Origin of the sequence: Amycolatopsis sp. TNS106, assembly GCF_019330265.1 — a bacterium.
GTDB lineage: Bacteria > Actinomycetota > Actinomycetes > Mycobacteriales > Pseudonocardiaceae > Amycolatopsis > Amycolatopsis lurida.
Genome location: NZ_CP024972.1, coordinates 7,550,666 through 7,569,324, shown reverse-complemented (window position 1 = coordinate 7,569,324; position 18,659 = coordinate 7,550,666). Strand labels below are relative to the sequence as shown.

18 protein-coding genes are annotated in these 18,659 nt (G+C 67.5%); 2 read left to right on the top strand and 16 right to left on the bottom strand.

The window, feature by feature from the left end; genetic code table 11:
* Positions 1-229: 229 nt before the first annotated feature.
* The 3 genes from CVV72_RS34985 to nfi form a co-directional block, all read right to left on the bottom strand.
* Complete coding sequence (locus CVV72_RS34985) at positions 230-1,558, bottom strand: NAD(P)/FAD-dependent oxidoreductase (protein WP_007028829.1); 1,329 nt, start codon at positions 1,556-1,558, stop codon at positions 230-232.
* A gap of 84 nt (positions 1,559-1,642) precedes the next feature.
* Complete coding sequence (locus CVV72_RS34980) at positions 1,643-2,335, bottom strand: uracil-DNA glycosylase (protein WP_219148348.1); 693 nt, start codon at positions 2,333-2,335, stop codon at positions 1,643-1,645.
* Entirely contained in the window at positions 2,332-3,012 is a 681-nt protein-coding gene (nfi, locus tag CVV72_RS34975) for a deoxyribonuclease V (protein WP_219148346.1), read from the bottom strand. Before nfi ends, CVV72_RS34980 begins: the two co-directional genes overlap by 4 nt.
* Before the next feature lie 28 nt (positions 3,013-3,040).
* Between nfi and CVV72_RS34970 the strand changes: the two genes are divergently transcribed.
* Positions 3,041-4,537 carry a S10 family peptidase gene (locus tag CVV72_RS34970; RefSeq protein ID WP_219148344.1) on the top strand — a complete coding sequence of 499 codons (1,497 nt, stop codon included), beginning with the start codon at positions 3,041-3,043 and terminating at the stop codon, positions 4,535-4,537.
* A 62-nt stretch (positions 4,538-4,599) separates the two neighbouring features.
* On the opposite strand, the gene CVV72_RS34965 is transcribed toward CVV72_RS34970, so the two are convergent.
* From CVV72_RS34965 to CVV72_RS34910, 12 genes are all read right to left on the bottom strand, one after another.
* Positions 4,600-6,321: a S8 family serine peptidase gene (locus CVV72_RS34965; RefSeq protein WP_255632361.1), complete on the bottom strand. Its 1,722-nt coding sequence runs from the start codon at positions 6,319-6,321 to the stop codon at positions 4,600-4,602.
* 76 nt (positions 6,322-6,397) lie between these two features.
* Positions 6,398-7,396, bottom strand: coding sequence for an ABC transporter ATP-binding protein (locus CVV72_RS34960; RefSeq protein ID WP_219148342.1), 999 nt, complete (start codon positions 7,394-7,396; stop codon positions 6,398-6,400).
* Complete coding sequence (locus CVV72_RS34955) at positions 7,389-8,381, bottom strand: ABC transporter ATP-binding protein (protein WP_219148340.1); 993 nt, start codon at positions 8,379-8,381, stop codon at positions 7,389-7,391. Before CVV72_RS34955 ends, CVV72_RS34960 begins: the two co-directional genes overlap by 8 nt.
* A gap of 6 nt (positions 8,382-8,387) precedes the next feature.
* Positions 8,388-9,341 carry an ABC transporter permease gene (locus CVV72_RS34950; RefSeq protein WP_192743503.1) on the bottom strand — a complete coding sequence of 318 codons (954 nt, stop codon included), beginning with the start codon at positions 9,339-9,341 and terminating at the stop codon, positions 8,388-8,390.
* Positions 9,334-10,260, bottom strand: coding sequence for an ABC transporter permease (locus CVV72_RS34945; protein ID WP_126736441.1), 927 nt, complete (start codon positions 10,258-10,260; stop codon positions 9,334-9,336). The genes CVV72_RS34950 and CVV72_RS34945 overlap by 8 nt, the downstream gene beginning before the upstream one ends.
* Before the next feature lie 87 nt (positions 10,261-10,347).
* Positions 10,348-11,967, bottom strand: coding sequence for an ABC transporter substrate-binding protein (locus CVV72_RS34940; protein WP_219148339.1), 1,620 nt, complete (start codon positions 11,965-11,967; stop codon positions 10,348-10,350).
* A 256-nt stretch (positions 11,968-12,223) separates the two neighbouring features.
* Positions 12,224-13,177 carry a Ppx/GppA phosphatase family protein gene (locus tag CVV72_RS34935; protein ID WP_219148338.1) on the bottom strand — a complete coding sequence of 318 codons (954 nt, stop codon included), beginning with the start codon at positions 13,175-13,177 and terminating at the stop codon, positions 12,224-12,226.
* Positions 13,178-13,199: 22 nt separating this feature from the next.
* Positions 13,200-14,366 (bottom strand): lytic transglycosylase domain-containing protein, encoded by a 1,167-nt coding sequence (locus tag CVV72_RS34930; RefSeq protein ID WP_219148336.1) that lies wholly within the window; start codon positions 14,364-14,366, stop codon positions 13,200-13,202.
* Positions 14,367-14,549: 183 nt separating this feature from the next.
* Positions 14,550-15,065 (bottom strand): DUF501 domain-containing protein, encoded by a 516-nt coding sequence (locus CVV72_RS34925; protein ID WP_370641842.1) that lies wholly within the window; start codon positions 15,063-15,065, stop codon positions 14,550-14,552.
* Positions 15,066-15,083: 18 nt separating this feature from the next.
* Positions 15,084-15,446, bottom strand: coding sequence for a septum formation initiator family protein (locus CVV72_RS34920; RefSeq protein ID WP_091598626.1), 363 nt, complete (start codon positions 15,444-15,446; stop codon positions 15,084-15,086).
* 186 nt (positions 15,447-15,632) lie between these two features.
* A complete protein-coding gene (eno, locus tag CVV72_RS34915; RefSeq protein WP_038508280.1) occupies positions 15,633-16,919 on the bottom strand; it encodes a phosphopyruvate hydratase in 1,287 nt (428 codons plus the stop codon).
* 161 nt (positions 16,920-17,080) lie between these two features.
* Complete coding sequence (locus CVV72_RS34910) at positions 17,081-17,569, bottom strand: glyoxalase/bleomycin resistance/extradiol dioxygenase family protein (RefSeq protein ID WP_219148334.1); 489 nt, start codon at positions 17,567-17,569, stop codon at positions 17,081-17,083.
* A 71-nt stretch (positions 17,570-17,640) separates the two neighbouring features.
* Between CVV72_RS34910 and CVV72_RS34905 the strand changes: the two genes are divergently transcribed.
* Positions 17,641-18,054, top strand: coding sequence for a tetratricopeptide repeat protein (locus tag CVV72_RS34905; protein ID WP_034305947.1), 414 nt, complete (start codon positions 17,641-17,643; stop codon positions 18,052-18,054).
* A 31-nt stretch (positions 18,055-18,085) separates the two neighbouring features.
* Here CVV72_RS34905 and CVV72_RS34900 read toward each other — a convergent pair whose 3' ends face one another.
* Complete coding sequence (locus CVV72_RS34900; RefSeq protein WP_219148332.1) at positions 18,086-18,655, bottom strand: helix-turn-helix domain-containing protein; 570 nt, start codon at positions 18,653-18,655, stop codon at positions 18,086-18,088.
* Between the last annotated feature and the right edge of the window lie 4 nt (positions 18,656-18,659).

The window sequence follows — 18,659 nt, the reverse complement described above, 5'->3', positions numbered from 1 at the left end:
ATGGAGACCGCACGCCAGCGGAAACGCCTCTTCCGGGAGCGGGCGTGCGCGTTGTCGCGTTCGATCCGGTCCAAAACGTGCTTCGCCAGTTCGGCCGGAGTCAAGCCGGTGGCGAGCGGAACGGCGGGTACGGACTTCCGGAATGCCTGCACCGGCACACCTTAAACGCCGTGAAGACCTCCTTCCCTACGTTCACGGTGGGGAAGGAGGCCTTCACGGACTTACGGACTCAGGACTTCGACAGCCGGTCGAATTCCTCGCGCGGGTTGTTGATCTGGCCGAGCGAGATGACCTCGCGCCGGAACAGGCCACCGAGCATCCAGTCGAACAGGATGCGGATCTTGCGGTTCCACGTCGGCATCGCCTTGAGGTGGTACGCGCGGTGGAAGAGCCAGGCCGGGAAGCCCTTGATCTTCAGGTTCAGCGCGTCGGCGACACCCTTGTGCAGGCCGAGGCTGGCCACCGCACCCAGGTTCTTGTGGTAGTAGTCCTTCGGCTTGCCGCCGCGGATCACCTTGATGATGTTCTTCGCCAGCAGACGCGCCTGGCGAACGGCGTGCTGCGCGTTCGGCGGGCAGGTCGCGGTCGGGTCCTGCTCGGTGCGCGAGAGGTCCGGCACGGCGGCGTTGTCACCGGCGGTCCAGACGTCGGGGTGGCCGACGACCTGCATCGCGGCGGTGGCCTCGACGCGGCCGCGCTTGTCGAGCGGCAGATCCGAGCTGGCGAGCACCGGGTTCGCCTTCACCCCGGCGGTCCAGATGATCGTGTCGGTGTCGAACTCGGTGCCGTCCGAGAGCACGACGTGGCCGTTCTCGAACGACTTCGCCGCTGTCGACAAATAGACTTCGATGCCGCGCTTTTCGAGCTGCTCGACGGTGTAGACCCCGAGCGTCTCGCGGACCTCGGGGAGGATCCGCCCGGCCGCCTCGACGAGCACCCAGCGGATGTCCTCGACCTTGAGGTTCGGGTAATAGTTCTCCACCGCGAACCGGGTCATGTCCTCGAGTTCGGCGAGCGCCTCGATACCGGCGAACCCGCCGCCGACGACGGTGAACGTCAGCAGGCGCTTGCGCTGCTCGGGATCGAGCGTGCTGGCGGCCTCGTCCAGCTTGGTCATGACGTGGTTGCGCAGGTAGATGGCCTCACCGATGGTCTTGAAGGCGATGCCTTCTTCGACCAGGCCCGGGATCGGCAGGATGCGCGCCACGGCGCCGAGAGCGACCACGAGGACGTCGTAGTTCAGCTGCTCGACGTGCCCGTCGGCGGCCTCGACCGTCACGGCCTTGCGCTCGTGCTCGATCTTCGTCACGCGCGCGGTGAGCACGTGGCAGCGCTTGAGCACGCGCCTCAGCGGCACGACCACGTGCCGCGGTTCGATCGCACCGGCCGCCGCCTCGGGCAGGAAGGGGGCATAGGTCATGTGCGGCTGCGGGTCAACGACCGTCACGGACGCTTCGTTGGCCCGGAGCATCTTCTGGAGCCCGTACGCCGTGTAGAGCCCGACGTACCCACCACCAAGGACGAGGATCCGTGTCGGTTCCGACTTAACACCAGCCATATTTCTATAGTCGCACCCATCTGCTGAGATCGCTCGGAGACCCCATCCGGCTGTGACCAGCGTCGCCACGCTTTCCGCAACGATTCAGTTCAGGCCGGCCGCCGAGGTCGCGGAGGCCAGGACGTCGCACACCATGTCAAGGGTCAGGCGGCCGGTCTGGACATTGCGCTGCGACACGTGATAACAGCCGAAAAGGCGCAGGTCGCCGAGTTCCAGTTCGGTTCCGTGGCCGAACTTCGGGCGTGGCGCGGGCACCGGCCAGCCGGCCTCCGCGAGCACCGGCAGCAGCGCCTGCCAGCCGAAGGCGCCGAGCACCACGACGGCCTTCAGCGTCGGTTTCAACAACGCGAGCTCCGCCGCGAGCCACGATCGGCAGGTTTCCCGTTCCTCAGGTGTGGGCTTGTTGGCGGGTGGCGCGCATCTCACCGGAGAGACCATCCGGGTCCCTCGGAGTTCGAGACCGTCACCTATATGGGTCGACGTCGGCTGTGACGCGACTCCGACCCGGTGAAGCGCCTTGAAGAGAACGTCACCGGACGGGTCGCCGGTGAACAGACGGCCGGTCCGGTTCGCGCCATGGGCGGAAGGGGCGAGGCCGACGATCGCCAGCGACGCGTCCGGCGGGCCGAAGCCGGGCACCGGCCGGGCCCAGTAGGTCTCACCGGCGAAGGCCGCGCGTTTGACCACGGCGATCTCCTCGCGCCACGCGACCAGCCTCGGGCAGGCGCGGCAGCCGACGACCTCGGCGTCGAGTTCGGCGAGCGAGCGGAACCTCATAACGCCTCTTTCAGCGCGTCCCGGGCCAGCCGGTCGGCTTGCCGGGTGGTCTCCGGCTGACGGAACGCGGGGCACAGCCGCAGCACCTGACGGCACGCGTTGTCCAGCGAGATCTTGTGGCCGACGGAGACATAGAGGGGCTTCACGCCGTCTTGGGTGCGCAGGACCGCGCCGACGACCTCGCCGTCGTCCAGTAGGGGTGCCCGCGAACCGCGTTCGAGGCCCGGCTCGGCGTGCTCGCCGACGAACCGGGTCTTGCCGACGCCGACGGAAGGCAGCCCGGTGACGACACCGACGTGGCACGCGAGCCCGAACCGGCGTGGGTGCGCCAGGCCGTGGCCGTCGCAGATCAGCAGATCCGGGACGTGGTCGAGCGCGCGGAGGGCGTCGAGCAGCGGGGGCAGCTCCCGGAACGCGAAAAGGCCCGGTTCGTACGGGAACGAGATCCGGGAAACGACGGTTCGCTTTTCCACGACGCGGAATCCGCCGGTTTCGAGGGTGACCGCGGCGGCCGCGATGAGACCGCTGTCCTCGTCGTAGGCGACGTCCAGCCCGGTGACCGTGACGATCTCTTGTGGACAGCGATCTTCGAGTTCGACCAGGCCACGCAGGGTTTCCTGGATCCCGATCGCCTCCTGGGGCGTGCCCGGGCGATCATGCGCCGTGACGATGTCCACTCCTACAGACTGCCAGTAAGTTGGGAGCATGCCGGACACCAATCCCGATTCGAAGGTCACCGACGAGAAGGACACCCCGTCGGTGGAAACCAAGGTCGAGCCGACCGACGACCTGGTCACCACGAAGCACACGCTGACGCTCAAGCGCAAGAAGCTCGCCTACACCGCCCAGACCGGGCGCATCGTGCTGCGGAAGGAGGTCATCACCGACGGCAAGTCCGAGGGCTACAAGGCCAAGGCCGAGGTGTTCCTGACCTCCTACACGCTCGACGACGCGGAGCCCGGCTCCCGCCCGGTCACGTTCGCGTTCAACGGCGGGCCCGGCTCGGCGAGCGTCTGGCTGCACATGGGCCTGCTCGGCCCGCGCCGGGTGCTTTCGGGCGATGTCGACGACCCGGTCGCGCCGCCCTACGGGCTGACCGACAACCAGGAAACCCTGCTGGCGCACAGCGACCTGGTGTTCATCGACCCGGTGTCGACCGGCTACTCACGCGCCGTGGACGGCGAGGCGGCCAAGGAATACCACGGGTACACCGCCGACATCGAGTCCATCGGCGAGGTCATCCGGCTGTGGGTCTCGCGTAAAGAGCGCTGGCTCTCGCCGAAGTTCCTCGCGGGCGAGTCGTACGGCACGCTCCGCGCCGCCGGGCTGGCGTCGCATCTCCAAGAGCGCCACGGCATGTACCTCAACGGGCTGTTGCTGATCTCGTCCGTATTGGACATGGGGACGCTGCGGTTCACCGAGGGCAACGATCTGCCGTACTCGCTTTACGTGCCGACGTACGCGGCGATCGCGCACTACCACGGCCTCCACGGCGACCGGCCGCTCGACGACGTCCTCGCTGACGCCGAGGACTTCGCGGCCAAGGAACTCCCCTGGGCTCTCGCTCGCGGCGCCCGACTGTCCACACAGGACCGCGCCGAGGCCGTGGCGACGCTCGCTTCTCTCACCGGTTTGAGCGAGTCCTATGTGGACCGGGTCAACCTGCGGATCGAACACGTGCGGTACTTCACCGAGCTGTTGCGGGACAAGGGCCTCGTCGTCGGCCGGATGGACGGCCGGTTCACCACCTGGGAGCCCGACGGCGGCCGCGAGCACATGAGCGACGACCCGTCGATCTCGCGGATCATCGGCGCCTACACCGGCGGGCTCAACCACTACGTGCGGGCAGAACTCGGCTACGAGAACGACCTGCCGTACGAGGTCCTGTCGACGGACGTCTTCAAGGCCTGGTCGTACTCCGACTTCGAGGGCCGCTCGGTGTCCTCTGTGGACTCGCTCGCGTCGGCCATGCGGGCGAACCCGCACCTTCAGGTACACGTCGCCTTCGGCCACTACGATGGCGCGACGCCGTACTTCGCTTCGGAGCACGTGCTGGCGCGCTTGCAGATTCCCGAGGAGCTGCGGGAGAACATCGACACGGCGTACTACCCGGCCGGGCACATGATGTACGTGCACGAGGCGTCGCGAGTGCAGCAGGCGAAGGACTTGGCGAAGTTCATCAAGAACGCTTCGGGGAAGTAGCCGGATACTCGTGAGTGGTAAGGACGGTTAGAACCGTCCTTACCACTCACGAGAGGCGAAGATCAGCCTCGCAGGTACTGAGAACCCCGCGTGACGGCCGACCAGGCGTCCACGGCACCGTGACCGTAGAAGCCGTTGAACGAGGCGTCACCGGTGCAGGTCGCGGTGAACGACGCGTCCCGGCCCTCCTTCAGGTAGTCGACGGTCCGCGGCACCGGGCAGGCGATGTCCGAAGCCGTGCCTTCGAGCACTCGCTGCACCGCGTCCGGGTTCATCCCGAAGTCGCGCGAACCCTTGCCGTACTGCGAAACGATGAGTGCCGCGACACCGCTCGCGTGCGGCGACGCCATCGACGTCCCCTGCAGCCACTGGTAGTAGCCGACTCGGCCGTCGGCGGCGGTCGCCTTCTTGATGCCGGCGGTGACACCGTCGGGAGTGAGGTTCCCGTCCGCGTCGATCATGCCTTCCGCGACACCGACGTTGCGCGGGTACGTCGAGAGGATCAGGTTTTCGTTCGTGCGGTACCACGGGGTGCCGAAGTAGTCACGGAAGTATCCGCCGGGCGCGGACACCGAGATCTGCTCGACGCCGTAGTTCGAGTAGTCCGCCTTAGCCTGCGAAGGACCGAAGGACGAGACACCGATGGTGTGCGGGCCCTCGATGGGCATCGAGAGGCAGCTCGCGTTGTCGATCTGCCGCGGGTGCGTGCTGTTCGACGGGTAACCCGGGCTCGACGCGTCCGGCTGCGGGGTGGCGAGATCGCTGTGCTGGTTGCCCAGCGAGACGACCTGGGTGACGCCCTTGCGATGCGCGTAGTTCAGCGCGCGGGTCGTCGCCTCGATGATGGTGCGCTGCTCGGCCTGCTGCGCGGGCGTGTCCGCGGGGTTCGCGGTGCAGTTGTACAGCCAGGGGTCGGTGAAGAAGCTCATGTTCACGACGTCCACACCGGCGTCACCGGCGTAGGTGATCGCGTCCACGGTCGCCTGCAGGAAGAAGAAGCCCGAGTCCTGCCCGGCGCGCAGGTTCACCAGCGTCACGTTCGGCGCGACGCCCGAGACCCCGAAACCGTTCGCGGCGGCGCCGATGGTGCCGGCGACGTGCGTGCCGTGCCCGTTGTCGTCGTGGTCCACCGGGTCGACACAGCTGCGGAATTCACAAGGTCCGTCGACGACGGCGCCGTTGACGTCGGAGACGATGTCCTTCGTGAAGTTCCGCGACGCCGCGCGGTCGAAGTTCGGCGCGATGTCCGGGTGGCTCCCGTCGACGCCGGTGTCGATGACGCCGACCTTCACCCGCTTGTCACCCGGCTGCTTGGTGCGCGAAAGGTCCGACCGGACCGACTTGAGTCCCCACAGCTGGTCGTCGAGCGGGTCCATGCCGACGGCGTTCGCCTGCACCGGCTTCTCGGCCGAGGCGGCGCCGCGGCCCTCCTTTTCGACGACGCCCGGCTTGACCTTCGCCTTGCCCTGCTTCGGCGCGGTGCCGATCGCCTTCGCTTTGGCGGCACCGAAGACCGACCGGTCCGCGGAGACCCGCTCGGCGAAACCGTTGGCGGGCGCGGTCGCGGTGATCAGGCCGACCGCGGCGTTGCTCGCCACGACGGTGCCCCCGGCGGCGCGGACCGCCCTTTCCACCGAAGCGGCACTTTGGCCCTCACGGGCCAGAACAGAGAATTCGGTCGCGGCGCCGGAAAGCGCCGGTTGCGCTGATGCCACCGGAGCAGCGACGATCGCGCCGAACAGCGGTACCGCGAGCGCGATCACGAGAGATCTGGGCTTTTTCACTTCCTGCCTCCTGAAGAAAACTGTTCGTGCAAACTACGTGAGCGATCCCCACGTATCAACGAAGTCCCTACGAAAGTCAGGGGACGACGGTTTTCTCCTCCGCGAAATGACAGGCGGACAAATGCCCGCCGGACCGGGTGATCAATTCGGGTTCCTGATCGGCGCAAATGTCCTGCGCCTTCCAGCACCGGGTGCGGAACCGGCAGCCGGACGGCGGATCCAGCGGGCTCGGCACGTCGCCTTCCAGCCGGATCACCTGCCGCTGCCCGCGCAATGCCGGATCCGCGACCGGCACCGCGGACAGCAGCGCCTGCGTGTAAGGATGCGACGGACGTTCGTAGATCTCTTCTTCGGTCCCCATTTCCACGATCTTGCCGAGGTACATCACCGCCACGCGCGTGGAAAGGTGACGGACAACCGACAGATCGTGTGCGATGAACACATAGGAAAGGCCGAATTCGTTCTGCAGATCACCGAGCAGATTCATCACCTGCGCCTGGATCGAAACGTCCAGCGCGGAAACCGGTTCGTCACAGATGATGACCTTCGGCCGCAACGCCAGCGCCCGCGCGATGCCGATGCGCTGGCGCTGTCCGCCGGAGAACTGGTGCGGATAGCGGTTGATGTGCTCCGGATTCAGCCCGACGACGTCGAGCAGCTCCCGCACCTTCGCCGCCCGCGATCCCTTCGGCGCCACCTCGGTGTGGATTTCGAAGGGTTCGCCGATGATGTCGCCGACCGTCATCCTCGGGTTCAGCGAGGTGTACGGATCCTGCAGCACGATCTGGATCTCGCGCCGGAGCCTCCTCAGTTCGGCTCCCCGCAACGCGAAGATGTCGCGGCCTTCGAAGGTCGCGAGCCCGCCCGTGGGTTCTTCCAGCCGCATCAGCACCTGGGCCAGTGTGGATTTGCCGCACCCGGATTCCCCCACCACACCGAGTGTTTCGCCCGGCATGAGATCGAAGGAGACGCCGTCGACGGCCTTCACGTGCCCGATGGTGCGTTTGAAGAGGATCCCGGCACGCACCGGGAAGTACTTCACCAGGTTTTCCACGCGCAGAATGGGTTCAGACACGGTCGCTCACCACCTCGTCGGCGAAGTGGCAGGCGCTGACCCGGCCGAAACCGAGGTTGTGCAGGGCGGGCCGTTCGGTTTCGCACCGGCTTCGCGCTCGCGGGCAGCGCGGATGGAACGGGCAGCCGGACGGGATGTTCAGCAGGCTCGGCGGCAGGCCCTTGATGGTCTCCAGCGTCTGTCCTTTGAGGTCGAGCCGCGGCAGCGAGGCCATCAGCGCCTCGGTGTAGGGATGCCCCGGCGAACGGAACAGCTCGGCGACGTCGGCCTGTTCGACGATCCGGCCCGCGTACATCACGGCGATCCGGTCGGCGACCTCGGCGACCACCGCCAGGTCGTGGGTGATCAGGATCAGGCCCATCCGCCGTTCGGCCTGGATCTCCGCCAGCAGGTCCATGATCTGCGCCTGCACCGTGACGTCGAGCGCCGTCGTCGGCTCGTCCGCGATCAGCAGATCCGGATCGAGCGCGAGCGACATGGCGATCATCGCGCGCTGCCGCATCCCGCCCGAGAACTGGTGCGGGTACTCGCGCACCCGGCGGGCGGCGGCGGGGATGCGCACGATGTCGAGCAGTTCGATCGCCCGTTTCCGCGCGTCCTTTTTGGACATGCCGAGCCGGACCCGCAACTGTTCCTCGATCTGGAATCCCACGGTGAAAACGGGATTCAGCGCCGACAGCGCGTCCTGGAAGATCATCGCGATCTCCCCGCCCCGGACCTCACGCCGCCGCTCTTCGGTGGCCGTGAGCAGATCCTCGCCGCGATACCGGACCGCGCCGCCGGTGACGACGGCGGGCGGACTGTCGAGGATCCCCATCACCGTCTGCGCGGTCACACTCTTGCCGGAGCCCGATTCTCCCAGCACGGCAAGGGTTTCCCCGGCATGCACGGAGTAGTCGACGCCGTTGAGCACGGTCGCGACGCCGTCGGACGTGCGGAATTCGACATGGAGGTCTTCCACCTCCAGCAGCAGTTCGTCGGTCACGGACGATCACCGGGCCTTCGGGTCGAGCGCGTCGCGGATACCGTCACCGAGCATGACGAACGCGAGCACGGTGATGGTCACGAACCCCGCGGGGAACAACAACATGTGCGGATTCACCCGGAAGTAGTCCCGCGCGTCGCTGATCATCACACCCCACGAAACGACCGGTGGCCGCACGCCGACGCCGAGATAGGCCAGCGTCGCTTCCGCGCCGATGAACGCGCCGAGCGCGATGGTCCCGTAGACCAGCACCGGCGCGACCGTGTTCGGCAGCAGATGCCGGAACACGATGCGCGGCGTGCTCGCCCCGAGCCCGCGCGCGGCCTTGACATAGTCGAGCTGTTTGGCCACCAGGGTCGCCGACCGCATGATGCGCATCGCCACCGGCCAGCTCAGCGCGGCGATCGACACGACCACCTGCACGATGATCGTGACGACCCCCGGATTCGAGCCGGGCGCGTTGAACGTGGTCAGGATGACGATCGCGCCGAGGACGAACGGCAGCGCCGCGAAGATGTCGCCCACCCGTGAGAACAGGCTGTCGACGAGACGGCCGTAGTACCCGGCGATGATCCCCACCACCGAGCCGATCAGAATCGTCAGCACCGTCGCGAAGACACCGACCAGCAGCGACGCCCGCGCGCCGTGGATGGTCCGCGCGTAGACGTCGTAACCCTGGTTGTCGTAACCGAACCAGGCGTCCGCGGACGGTCCTTCGTTGGCGTGGAGCAGATCGCTGAACCCGGCTGGCCGGGAACTGAACAGGTCGGGCGCGATCGCGATGAGCACGACGAGTGTGATGATGACGGCGGAGATGATGAACGACGGCCGCTTGCGCAACATCCGCCAGGCGTCGCCGCCGAGGCTGCGCGGTTTGTGCGCCTCCGCGGAATCGTCGGCGACACCGGCGCCCGCGACGTCCACAGAGGACACACCGCCGGCCACATTGGGGTCAGTCATAACGGATCCTCGGGTCGAGAACGGCGTAGAGCAGGTCGACGATGAGACTCACCAGCAGGTAGACCACCACCAGCAGGACGACGACGCCGGTGACGGTGGCGCCCTCCCGGTTCTGGATACCGCGGAAGATGAGCCCGCCGATGCCGTTGATGTTGAACACGCCTTCGGTGACGATGGCCCCGCCCATGAGCGCGCCGATGTCGGTGCCGATGAAGGTCAGCACCGGGATCACCGAGTTCCGGAGCAGGTGCACGCCGACGACGCGGCTGCGTGGCTGCCCCTTGGCGACGGCCGTGCGGACGTAGTCGGCGTGCCGGTTCTCCGCGATGCTCGTTCTGGTCAGCCGGGCTATGTAGGCCATGGAAAGACTGCCGAGCGCGATCCCTGGCACGATCAGCTCGCCGATCGTGGCGTCCTCGGACACGCTCGCGTCGATGATGCCCAGTTCCGAACCGAGGACGATCTGCAGCACGATCGCGGTGACGAACACCGGGATCGAGATCAGGAACGTGGTGGACATCAGCACGAGGTTGTCGAGGAAACCCTTGCCGCGCAGGCCGGTCAGGATTCCCGCGGACAGGCCGATGATCGCTTCGATGGCCACCGCGATGAGGGCGAGCCGGACCGTCACCGGATAGGCGTTCCCGATCAGTTCGCCGACCGAGACGCCGTTGAAGGTCTCGCCCCAGTCGCCGGTGAACAGGTTGCCGAGGTATTTGAAGTACTGGACGAAGATCGAATCGTCGAGGTTGAACTTCGCGGTCATCATCTCGATGTAGGCGGGCGGGCAGGCGACCTGGCCGCATTTGCCGGCGAACGGGTCACCGGGCACCGCCCACACGAGGGCGTAGATGAGGAACGTCGTGCCGAAGAAGACCGGGATGAGTTGGAGTAGGCGTCGGAGGATGTATTGGGGCATGGGCGTGCCGTCCTGGGGATCGCGTGGTGGGAGCCGTGGGTCCGGCCGGCCGGGAGCGGTGCGCTCCCGGCCGGCACGACCACGCGATTACTTCGCCGCGACCTCGATGGACGAGTAGTCCGCGAGACGCCCGAAGTCGAGCTTCGCGACCTTGAGCCGGTTCGACTTGCCGCCGACACCCTTCTCTTCCCACACGGGGATCTGCGGCAGATCCTTCGCGATCAGGTCCTCGGCCTGCTGGTACAGCTTGATCGCGGCCGCCTTGTCGGCGGTCTGGTCCGCCTGGGTCAGCAGCGCGTCGACGGCCGGGTTGTTGTACGTGGAGTCGTTCGACGAACCGGTGCTCTTGTAGCGCGGGTTCAGGTAGTTCTCGATCGACGGGTAGTCGGCGGACCAGTCGGAGCGGCCCATGCCGGTCAGCTGGCGGTTGTTGACGATGCTGCGCCACTGCCCGAAGTCGGTCGCCGGCACGAAGTCGCATTCGACGCCGAGTGCGTTCTTGATGCTGTTGCACGCCGCGACCAGCGGCTCCTTGCGGCCACCGTCGGCGTTCGAAGCGATGGTCAGCTTGCCGGTGAAACCGGACTTCGCGAAGAACTCCTTGGCCTTCACCGGATCGAACTTGCAGAACTCGCCGCAGACACCGGGCCGGTAGCCCTCGATACCGCGCGACACGTAGCCGTCGGCGGGCGCGTAGGTGTCGTTCATGACGGTCTTGACGATCTGCTCGCGGTCGATGGCCAGCGAGATCGCCTTGCGCAGGTCGAGGTTGTTGTAACCCGGGACGTAGTACGGGAGGGCGAGCGCGCTGATGCCGAGCAGCTTCCCTTCGACCAGACGCTCACCGAGGTCGGTCTTGTACTTGCCGCCGGCCTTCGCCGCGGGCGGGAGCGCCTCCATGAAGTCGAGGCGGTTGCTCAGCAGATCCTGGTACGCGGTCTCCTGGCTGGTGTAGATGCGGACTTCCAGGTCCTTGAACTTGACCTTGTCCTCGCCCTGGTATTCGTCGAATCGGGTGAGCTTCATGTTCTGGTTCGGCGTGCGCGAAACAAACTTCAGCGGCCCGTTCCCGATCGGGGCCTTGGCGAACGCCTCAGGGTCGGCGAAGAACTTGTCCGGCAGCGGCGCGAAGGCGAGGTAACCGATCTTGGTGGAGAACACGGAGAACGGTCCCTTGAGCGTGACCTGGAACTCGTAGTCGTTCACGACCTTGAGCCCGGACATCTCCTTGACGGCGGGCTCCTTGGCGCTGATCTCGTCGTAGCCCTGGATCTGCTCGAAGAACGACGCGTTCTGCATGCCGTTCTTGCCGTTCGCGCTGTAGTTCCAGGCGTCGACGAAGTTCTTGGCCTTGACCTCGGTCCCGTCGTGGAACTTCCAGCCCTTTTTGATCTTGATGTCGAAGACCTTCGAATCGGTCGTGGTGATCGATTCGGCCATCAGGTTGTACGGCTCGGCGGTGTCGGATTTGTAGCCGATCAGCGCCGAGAAGACCGGCTTGAGGGCCTTGGACCCACCGAGCTCATTGGTGTTGGCGGGAATCAGCGAGTTCTCCGGCTCGGTGCCGTAGACCGAAACCGACGCGTTGGCGTCTACGGCGCCGGATCCCTTGTTCTCGGTGGATCCACCACCTCCACAGGCCGTCAGCAGCAGGGCCGCCGTGGCCACCACCGCCGTCGCTCCCCAGAACCCGCGTGAAGCCCGCATGTCCACTCCAACTCTCGTCGTCGGATTGCGCGGCGAGCGCTGGTCGCGCCCTACCGCCCATAAGGTGAGACGACGCTATGGGACAGGTGAAGCCGATCACAGTGCGTTGGTGTTGCAAATGTGTGACGGTCTCCCGGACCACCCGGTTAGAGCACAACGTTGGTAGGAACCACGCTGCGCCGAACGGCTCAATCCGGACTGGAGGTCACCGCTTGATCACCTAAAGAAATGGCTTCCTGTAAGAGAAATTTGACTGTCAAGCCAACGACAGCGCGATCCCGTCGAGGATGTCGTGCTCGGAGATCACCAGTTCGCCGGGACCACCGCGCGTGGCGAACTGCTCCGCCAGCACCTGCACGATCACCGAGCCGCCACCGATCACGTCGACCCGGCCGGGATGGATCACCGGGTTCGCGGCACGGGTCGCGTGGTCGGCCGTGAGGAGCGACTGCGCGACGCGGTCGATGTCGGCGTGGGAGAGCTTCGAGAGATGGGTGCGCTCGGAGTCGTACTCCGACAGGCCCTGTGCCACGGCGGTCAGGGTCGTGACCGTCCCGGCGACCCCGATCCACGTCTTGGCGGTGGACACGTCCACGACGTCGAAGGCCTCGGTGAGGACCTTGGCGGCCAGCTCACGAGCTTCGGCGATCTCGGCGGCGGTCGGCGGGTCGGATTTCAGGGCGCGTTCGGTGATGCGCACGCAGCCGATGTCGACCGACTTGGCCGCGAGGACTTCGGCCTGACGGCCGTCCCAGGTACCGACCACGAGCTCGGTCGAGCCGCCGCCGACGTCGACCACCACGAAGGGGCCGTCGTCGGGATCCTGCTCGCCGACGGCGCCGGTGAAGGACAGGCGTGCCTCTTCGTCCCCGCTGATGACTTCGGCCTCGGTGCCGAGGACCTCGCGCGTCATCGCGAAGAACTCGTCGCGGTTGCTGGCGTCGCGGGTCGCGGACGTCGCGACCATGCGGACCTTTTCGACGCCCTTGCGGCGCGCGGCGATCGTGTAGTCGGCCAGCGCCTTGCGGGTGCGCTCGAGCGCCTCGGGGGCCAGCTTGCCGGTGGCGTCCACGCCCTGGCCGAGGCGGACGATCCGCATCTCGCGGTGCAGGTCGCGCAGGTCGACCGTTCCGTCGTGGCGGGGCGTCAGCTCGGCGACGAGCAGGCGGATGGAGTTGGTCCCACAGTCGATCGCGGCAACACGAGGCATGCCCCGAGCTTAGACAATGCGATCAAGGCGTCTTGGGCCCGCTGGAGTCCGACGACGTCACCGTCGTGGTCGTTGTGGTCGTCGTCGGCGAGCTGCAAGTCGTCGGCGGCGGAGTCGAAGTCGTGGTCGTCGGGCTGGTGCTGGTGTTCGTGTTCGGCACCGTCTCCGTCTCGGTGACCGTCGGGCACGGCGGCAGCTTCGGGGTTGTCGACGTTTTGGACGACGACGAACCCGAATTGGCCGGCGGCAGCGAACTCGACGGCGGCGGCGTCACCGAACCGGGCGGCGTCGACGGCACCGGAGGCGGCGGCACCGACGCGGGCGGCGGAGCGGCGCCGGCGTTCGGGGCCCCGATGGGCACCTTGCTGTCCGGCGTCGGCAGCACACCCGTGCGATACGCCTCGGCCCAGATCAGCACGGTGTTCACATAGGTGTCCGAGTTGTTGTAACGGAACACGGCCGCGCGCAACTGGTCGGGCTTGGACAGATCGAGCCCGCCGGAGCACAGGTACCGGCCGGTGCCCAGCGCCGCGTCGAAGATGTTGTTCGGGTTCGACTCGCCGTCGCCGTTGCCGTCGGAGGCGTAGCCCTTCCACGTGGACGGGATGAACTGCGTCGGGCCGACCGCGCGGTCCCACACCGTGTCGCCGTCGAATTTGCCGCCGTCGGTGTCCGGGATGGCGGCGAACGGCCCCGCGCCGTTGAGCTGCGGGCCGAGGATCGGTTCGAGCGTGTTGCCCTTCGCGTCGACGTAACCGCCGCGCGCGTGGTTGGACTCGATGCGGCCGATACTCGCGATCAAAGCCCAGTCGATGTGGCAACCGGGCTGTTCGGCGATGAGGATGTCGGCGGCGTTGCGGTACGCGGCGAGCGCGGTGACCGGGATGCCGAGCGGTCCTTCGGGGAGTTCGTCCGCGGGGAGCGGAAGCGGGGTGGGGGCGTTCGGCAGGCTGCCGTCGACACCGATCTGCTGCACGAGCGGGTTCTTCGGGTCGTAGCCGCCGACCAGGGCGACGTTGTCGGTATGGACCGTGCTCGCCGTCGCCGCCCAGCTGCCGGCACCGACGACCGCGGCACCGGCAGGCACGACGGCGAGGACCCCTCCGGCCACCGCGGCCATCGTGCGGTGCCGGAGACAGAGTCTCCGCACATGACCGGTCACCGCGCCTGGCACGTGCCTCACGCGCATACCTCAGAACCCTCCCGGCGGATCACGACTCGGCGATCCGGTACTTGCCCACCCCGTCAACCCTCGGCTGTGCCCAGCCTGCCGCATACGGTGACCGGTTTCACCCCATTGAGAAGGACCAGTTGGCCGACATCGGGTGAATTAACCCACCTGGAGGAACTATCTGTACACCTCGGGCGGGTGTTACCCCTGACAGTCGCCGGACGGCCAGCCGTTCGCCTTGAGCAGCTCGAGCGTTTCGTCGCCGAACGGGTTCACCCCGGGGCCGACGGCCAGCGTGTGCGCCAGGTGGACGTGCAGGCATTTGACGCGGCCGGGCATCCCGCCCGCGCTGACCTCGTGGCCGAGCGAATCGATGGCGTCGCGTTCGGCGAGGTAGCTCTCGTGGGTCCGCTGGTAGGCGGCCGCCAGCTCGGGGTCCTCCGCGAGCCGGTCGGTCATCTCCTTCATCAGCCCGGACGCCTCGAGCGTGCCGACCATCGACGTCAGCTTCGGGCAGGTCAAGTAGTAAAGGGTGGGGAACGGCGTGCCGTCGTCGAGGCGGGGGCTGGTCTGCACGACCGACGGGTGGCCGCTCGGGCAGCGCGCGGCGACGGCGCGCAGCGCACGGGGGGCCCGGCCGAGCTGTTCCGCGATGATCTCGCGGTCGGCGTCGGTCACCGGCTCAAAAGAAGACTTTTCCGTGCTGTTCACACCCATAAGGCTAAAGGGCGCACTTCAGCCGCCCGCGACCTGATCCCACAGCTTCTCGTACCAGGAGCCCGCGGGCACCGGCTGCTGACCTTGCGGCTGCCCTTGCTCGGGCGCCTTGTCTTCGGGAAGCTGCACGATGTACGGCGTCTCGCCGGGCTTCACGAAACCGAACCGCTTACGCGCCTCCGCCTCGATCTGCGCCGGGTCGCTCAGCTCGGCCTTGCGGCCTTCCAGCTGGGTGACGCTCCGCTGCAGTTCGGACTGCAACTGCTGCTGCTCGGTCACCTCGGACTTCTGGCTGAGGTACGTGCGCAGCGGGACGGCGATGGTGAACGCGAGCGCGCACACCACGATCGCCACCACCGCGGCCCGGCGGGTGGTGGACATGCCGAGCACCTTCGCGGCACCCGAAGCCCGTTTCGCCGCCAGGCTGCGGCGCAGCCGGGTTCGGGCGCGGACCTCCGTCGTCGTCGTGCGACGGGCGCGCTCCGGCCGGCGGCCCCTCCCGGAGCCACCGCCGTCTGCGCGCCCGCTACGACGGGTCCGCGCCCTCCCCCGGTCCGCCATCGTTCGTTATCCCTCGGCGCTGAACCGCGGGAACGCGAGGTCGCCGGCGTAGCGCGCCGCGTCGGCGAGGGTCTCCTCGATGCGGAGCAGCTGGTTGTACTTGGCGATCCGCTCACCGCGCGCCGGGGCGCCGGTCTTGATCTGGCCGACACCGGTCGCGACGGCGAGGTCGGCGATGAAGGTGTCCTCGGTCTCGCCGGACCGGTGGCTCATCATCGACTTGTAGCCGTACGAGGTGGCCAGCGAGATCGCGTCGAGGGTCTCCGACAGGGTGCCGATCTGGTTGACCTTCACCAGCAGCGCGTTGGCGGCGCGGCGGGTGATGCCCTCTTCGAGGCGGTCCGGGTTGGTGACGAACAGGTCGTCGCCGACCAGCTGGACCTTCTCGCCGATCTCGGTGGTCAGCTGGACCCAGCCGTCCCAGTCGTCCTCGCTCAGCGGGTCCTCGATGGACACGAGCGGGTAGTCGCGGACGAGCTCGCCGTAGTAGGCCGACATCTGCTCGGCGCTCTTCTTCGCGCCTTCGAAGGTGTACGCGCCGTCGGAGAAGAACTCCGTCGCGGCGACGTCGAGCGCGAGCGCGACGTCACGGCCAGGGGCGTACCCGGCCTTCTCGATCGCCTGAAGGATCAGGTCGAGCGCTTCGCGGTTGTTCTTCAGGCTGGGTGCGAAGCCGCCTTCGTCACCGAGACCGGTGGCCAGGCCGCGGCCCTTCAAGACCGACTTCAGCGAGTGGTAGACCTCGGTGCCCCAGCGCAGGGCCTCGCGGAACGACTCGGCGCCGATCGGCGCGATCATGAATTCCTGGATGTCGACATCGGTGTCGGCGTGCGCGCCACCGTTGAGGATGTTCAGCATCGGCACCGGCAGCACGTGCGCGTTCGGCCCGCCGAGGTAGCGGAACAGCTCCAGCTCGGCCGACTCCGCGGCGGCCTTCGCGACGGCGAGCGAAACACCGAGGATGGCGTTCGCGCCGAGGCGGGACTTCGCCGGCGTGCCGTCGAGGTCGACCAGCTTCTGGTCGACGATGCGCTGGTCCACGGCGTCGGTACCGACCAGGTCCGGGCCGATCTCGTCCAGGACGGCCGCGACCGCGCGCTCGACACCCTTGCCGTTGTACCGGCCGGTGTCGCCGTCACGCAGCTCGACGGCTTCGTGTTCGCCGGTGGACGCACCCGAGGGGACCGCGGCCCGCGCCAGCGTGCCGTCGTCGAGAGCCACCTCCACTTCGACCGTCGGGTTGCCTCGCGAGTCCAGAATCTCGCGAGCGCCTACCTGCTCGATGAGCGCCACGCCATGCTCCTCATGTGGGTTGTGCCTGCGGTGACCGCGCCCAGCCTAGCCGTCACCGCAGTTCACCCGTTGGAGGCACGCGCCACATCAGCCGTCGACCGGACCTTTCCGGCCTTCCTCCCCACCGCCACCCTCGACCGAGGAGCCGCGCTCCGCAGTACCTACTCGGTGGCTGGTTCGTCCGCCCGGACTTCCTTCCAGCCCGACGGAAGCTCGACGGTGTCGGAGAACTGCTGCCAGAAAGTCCAGCTGTTGCCGCCGATGTCGGAGACGGTGAACACGCGGGCGCCGTAGGGCTGGTCCTGGGGCGCGTCGAGGTCCGCGTCGTCGCCGAGCGCGGCGCGGACGCGCTCGTACTGCGCGTCGACGTCGGGGACGTACACGATGTTCAGCTGCCCGATTGGGCCGTCGACGCCTTTCGCCTGCCAGTACTCGGGCCCGACCCCGGCCAGCTGGATCTTGGCCGGACCCGCGCACAGAGTGGCCTGGAACACCTCTCCGGAGGCGTCGGCGAAGCGCACTTCCTCGGTGAACCCGAACACTCTGACCAGCCACGCGACCGCCTCGGTGGCATCGACGTAGTAGAGGTACGGCGCGAGCCCGAGGTAGCCGGGCTCGTTTTCGGGCCTATCCGCTTCGGCACTGCTCATGGCAGGACAGTCCACCATGACCGTTTCAGCAGTCGAGATCGACCCTGCCCAGGCGTATCGTGGAGCGGACCATGATGGATGCCGAACCCGCCCCAGAACCCGGTGAGGACTCGTCCGGCGAGTCTCGGTTCCGTGCCTTCCGACGGGCGGAAGCCCTGGTCGAAAGCCGCAGGCCACTCGACGCCCTCAAGGCCCTCGAGCCCTTGCTGGAGGACGAAACCGACAAACCGAGTGTTCAGTTGCTGGCAGGCCGCGCGTACTTCCACTCCGCACAGTTGCGGCGGGCCGAACGCGCCTTCACCCGGGTGCTGGAGCTGGACCCCACGGATCATTACGCGCGGTTCGTGCTCGGGCGGACCCTCCAACGCCTCGGCAGGCTGACCGAGGCGCTCGCGCAGATGCGGATAGCGTCGGCGATGCACCCGATCCCGGAGTATCTGGAAGCGATCAGCGAGGTCAGCGCGCGGATCGCGTTGCGCGACTGACCCCGGCGGCGGGAGCAAGGGACCTTTGCTCTCACTTCGACCGGGCCCGCAGGTGAGCCCGCTCGCCCTGCTTGCCGAACAGCACCAGCAGTTCCACCGGCCCCGGGCCCGCGCTGCCGAACCAATGCGGCACCCGCGTGTCGAACTCCGCGGCCTCGCCGGGCCCCATCGTGAAGTCGCGGTCGCCGAGCAGCGCGCGCAGCCGCCCGCTGAGCACGTACATCCACTCGTAGCCCTCGTGCGTGCGCTGTACGGGCTCGATGTCCTCGACCGGGATCAACAGTTTGAACGCCTGCGGCTGGCCGGGCTGCGCGGTCAGCGCCCATGCGGTGAACCTGCCGAATTTCTGCGGTTTCATCCGGACCCGCGGGTCGGCGGGTTCGGGTTCGCCGACCAGTTCGTCGAGCGGCACCTGATGCGCCGCCGACAACGTGAGCAACAGCTCCAGCGTGGCCTTCCGGCTGCCCGATTCGAGCCGCGAGAGCGTACTGGCGGAGATTCCCGTCGCCTCCGAGAGCGCGGAGAGGGTGGTGCCGCGTTCCTTGCGGAGCTGCTTGAGCTTCGGGCCGACTTCGGCGAGCCGCCGTTCGATGTCCTCCATGGCT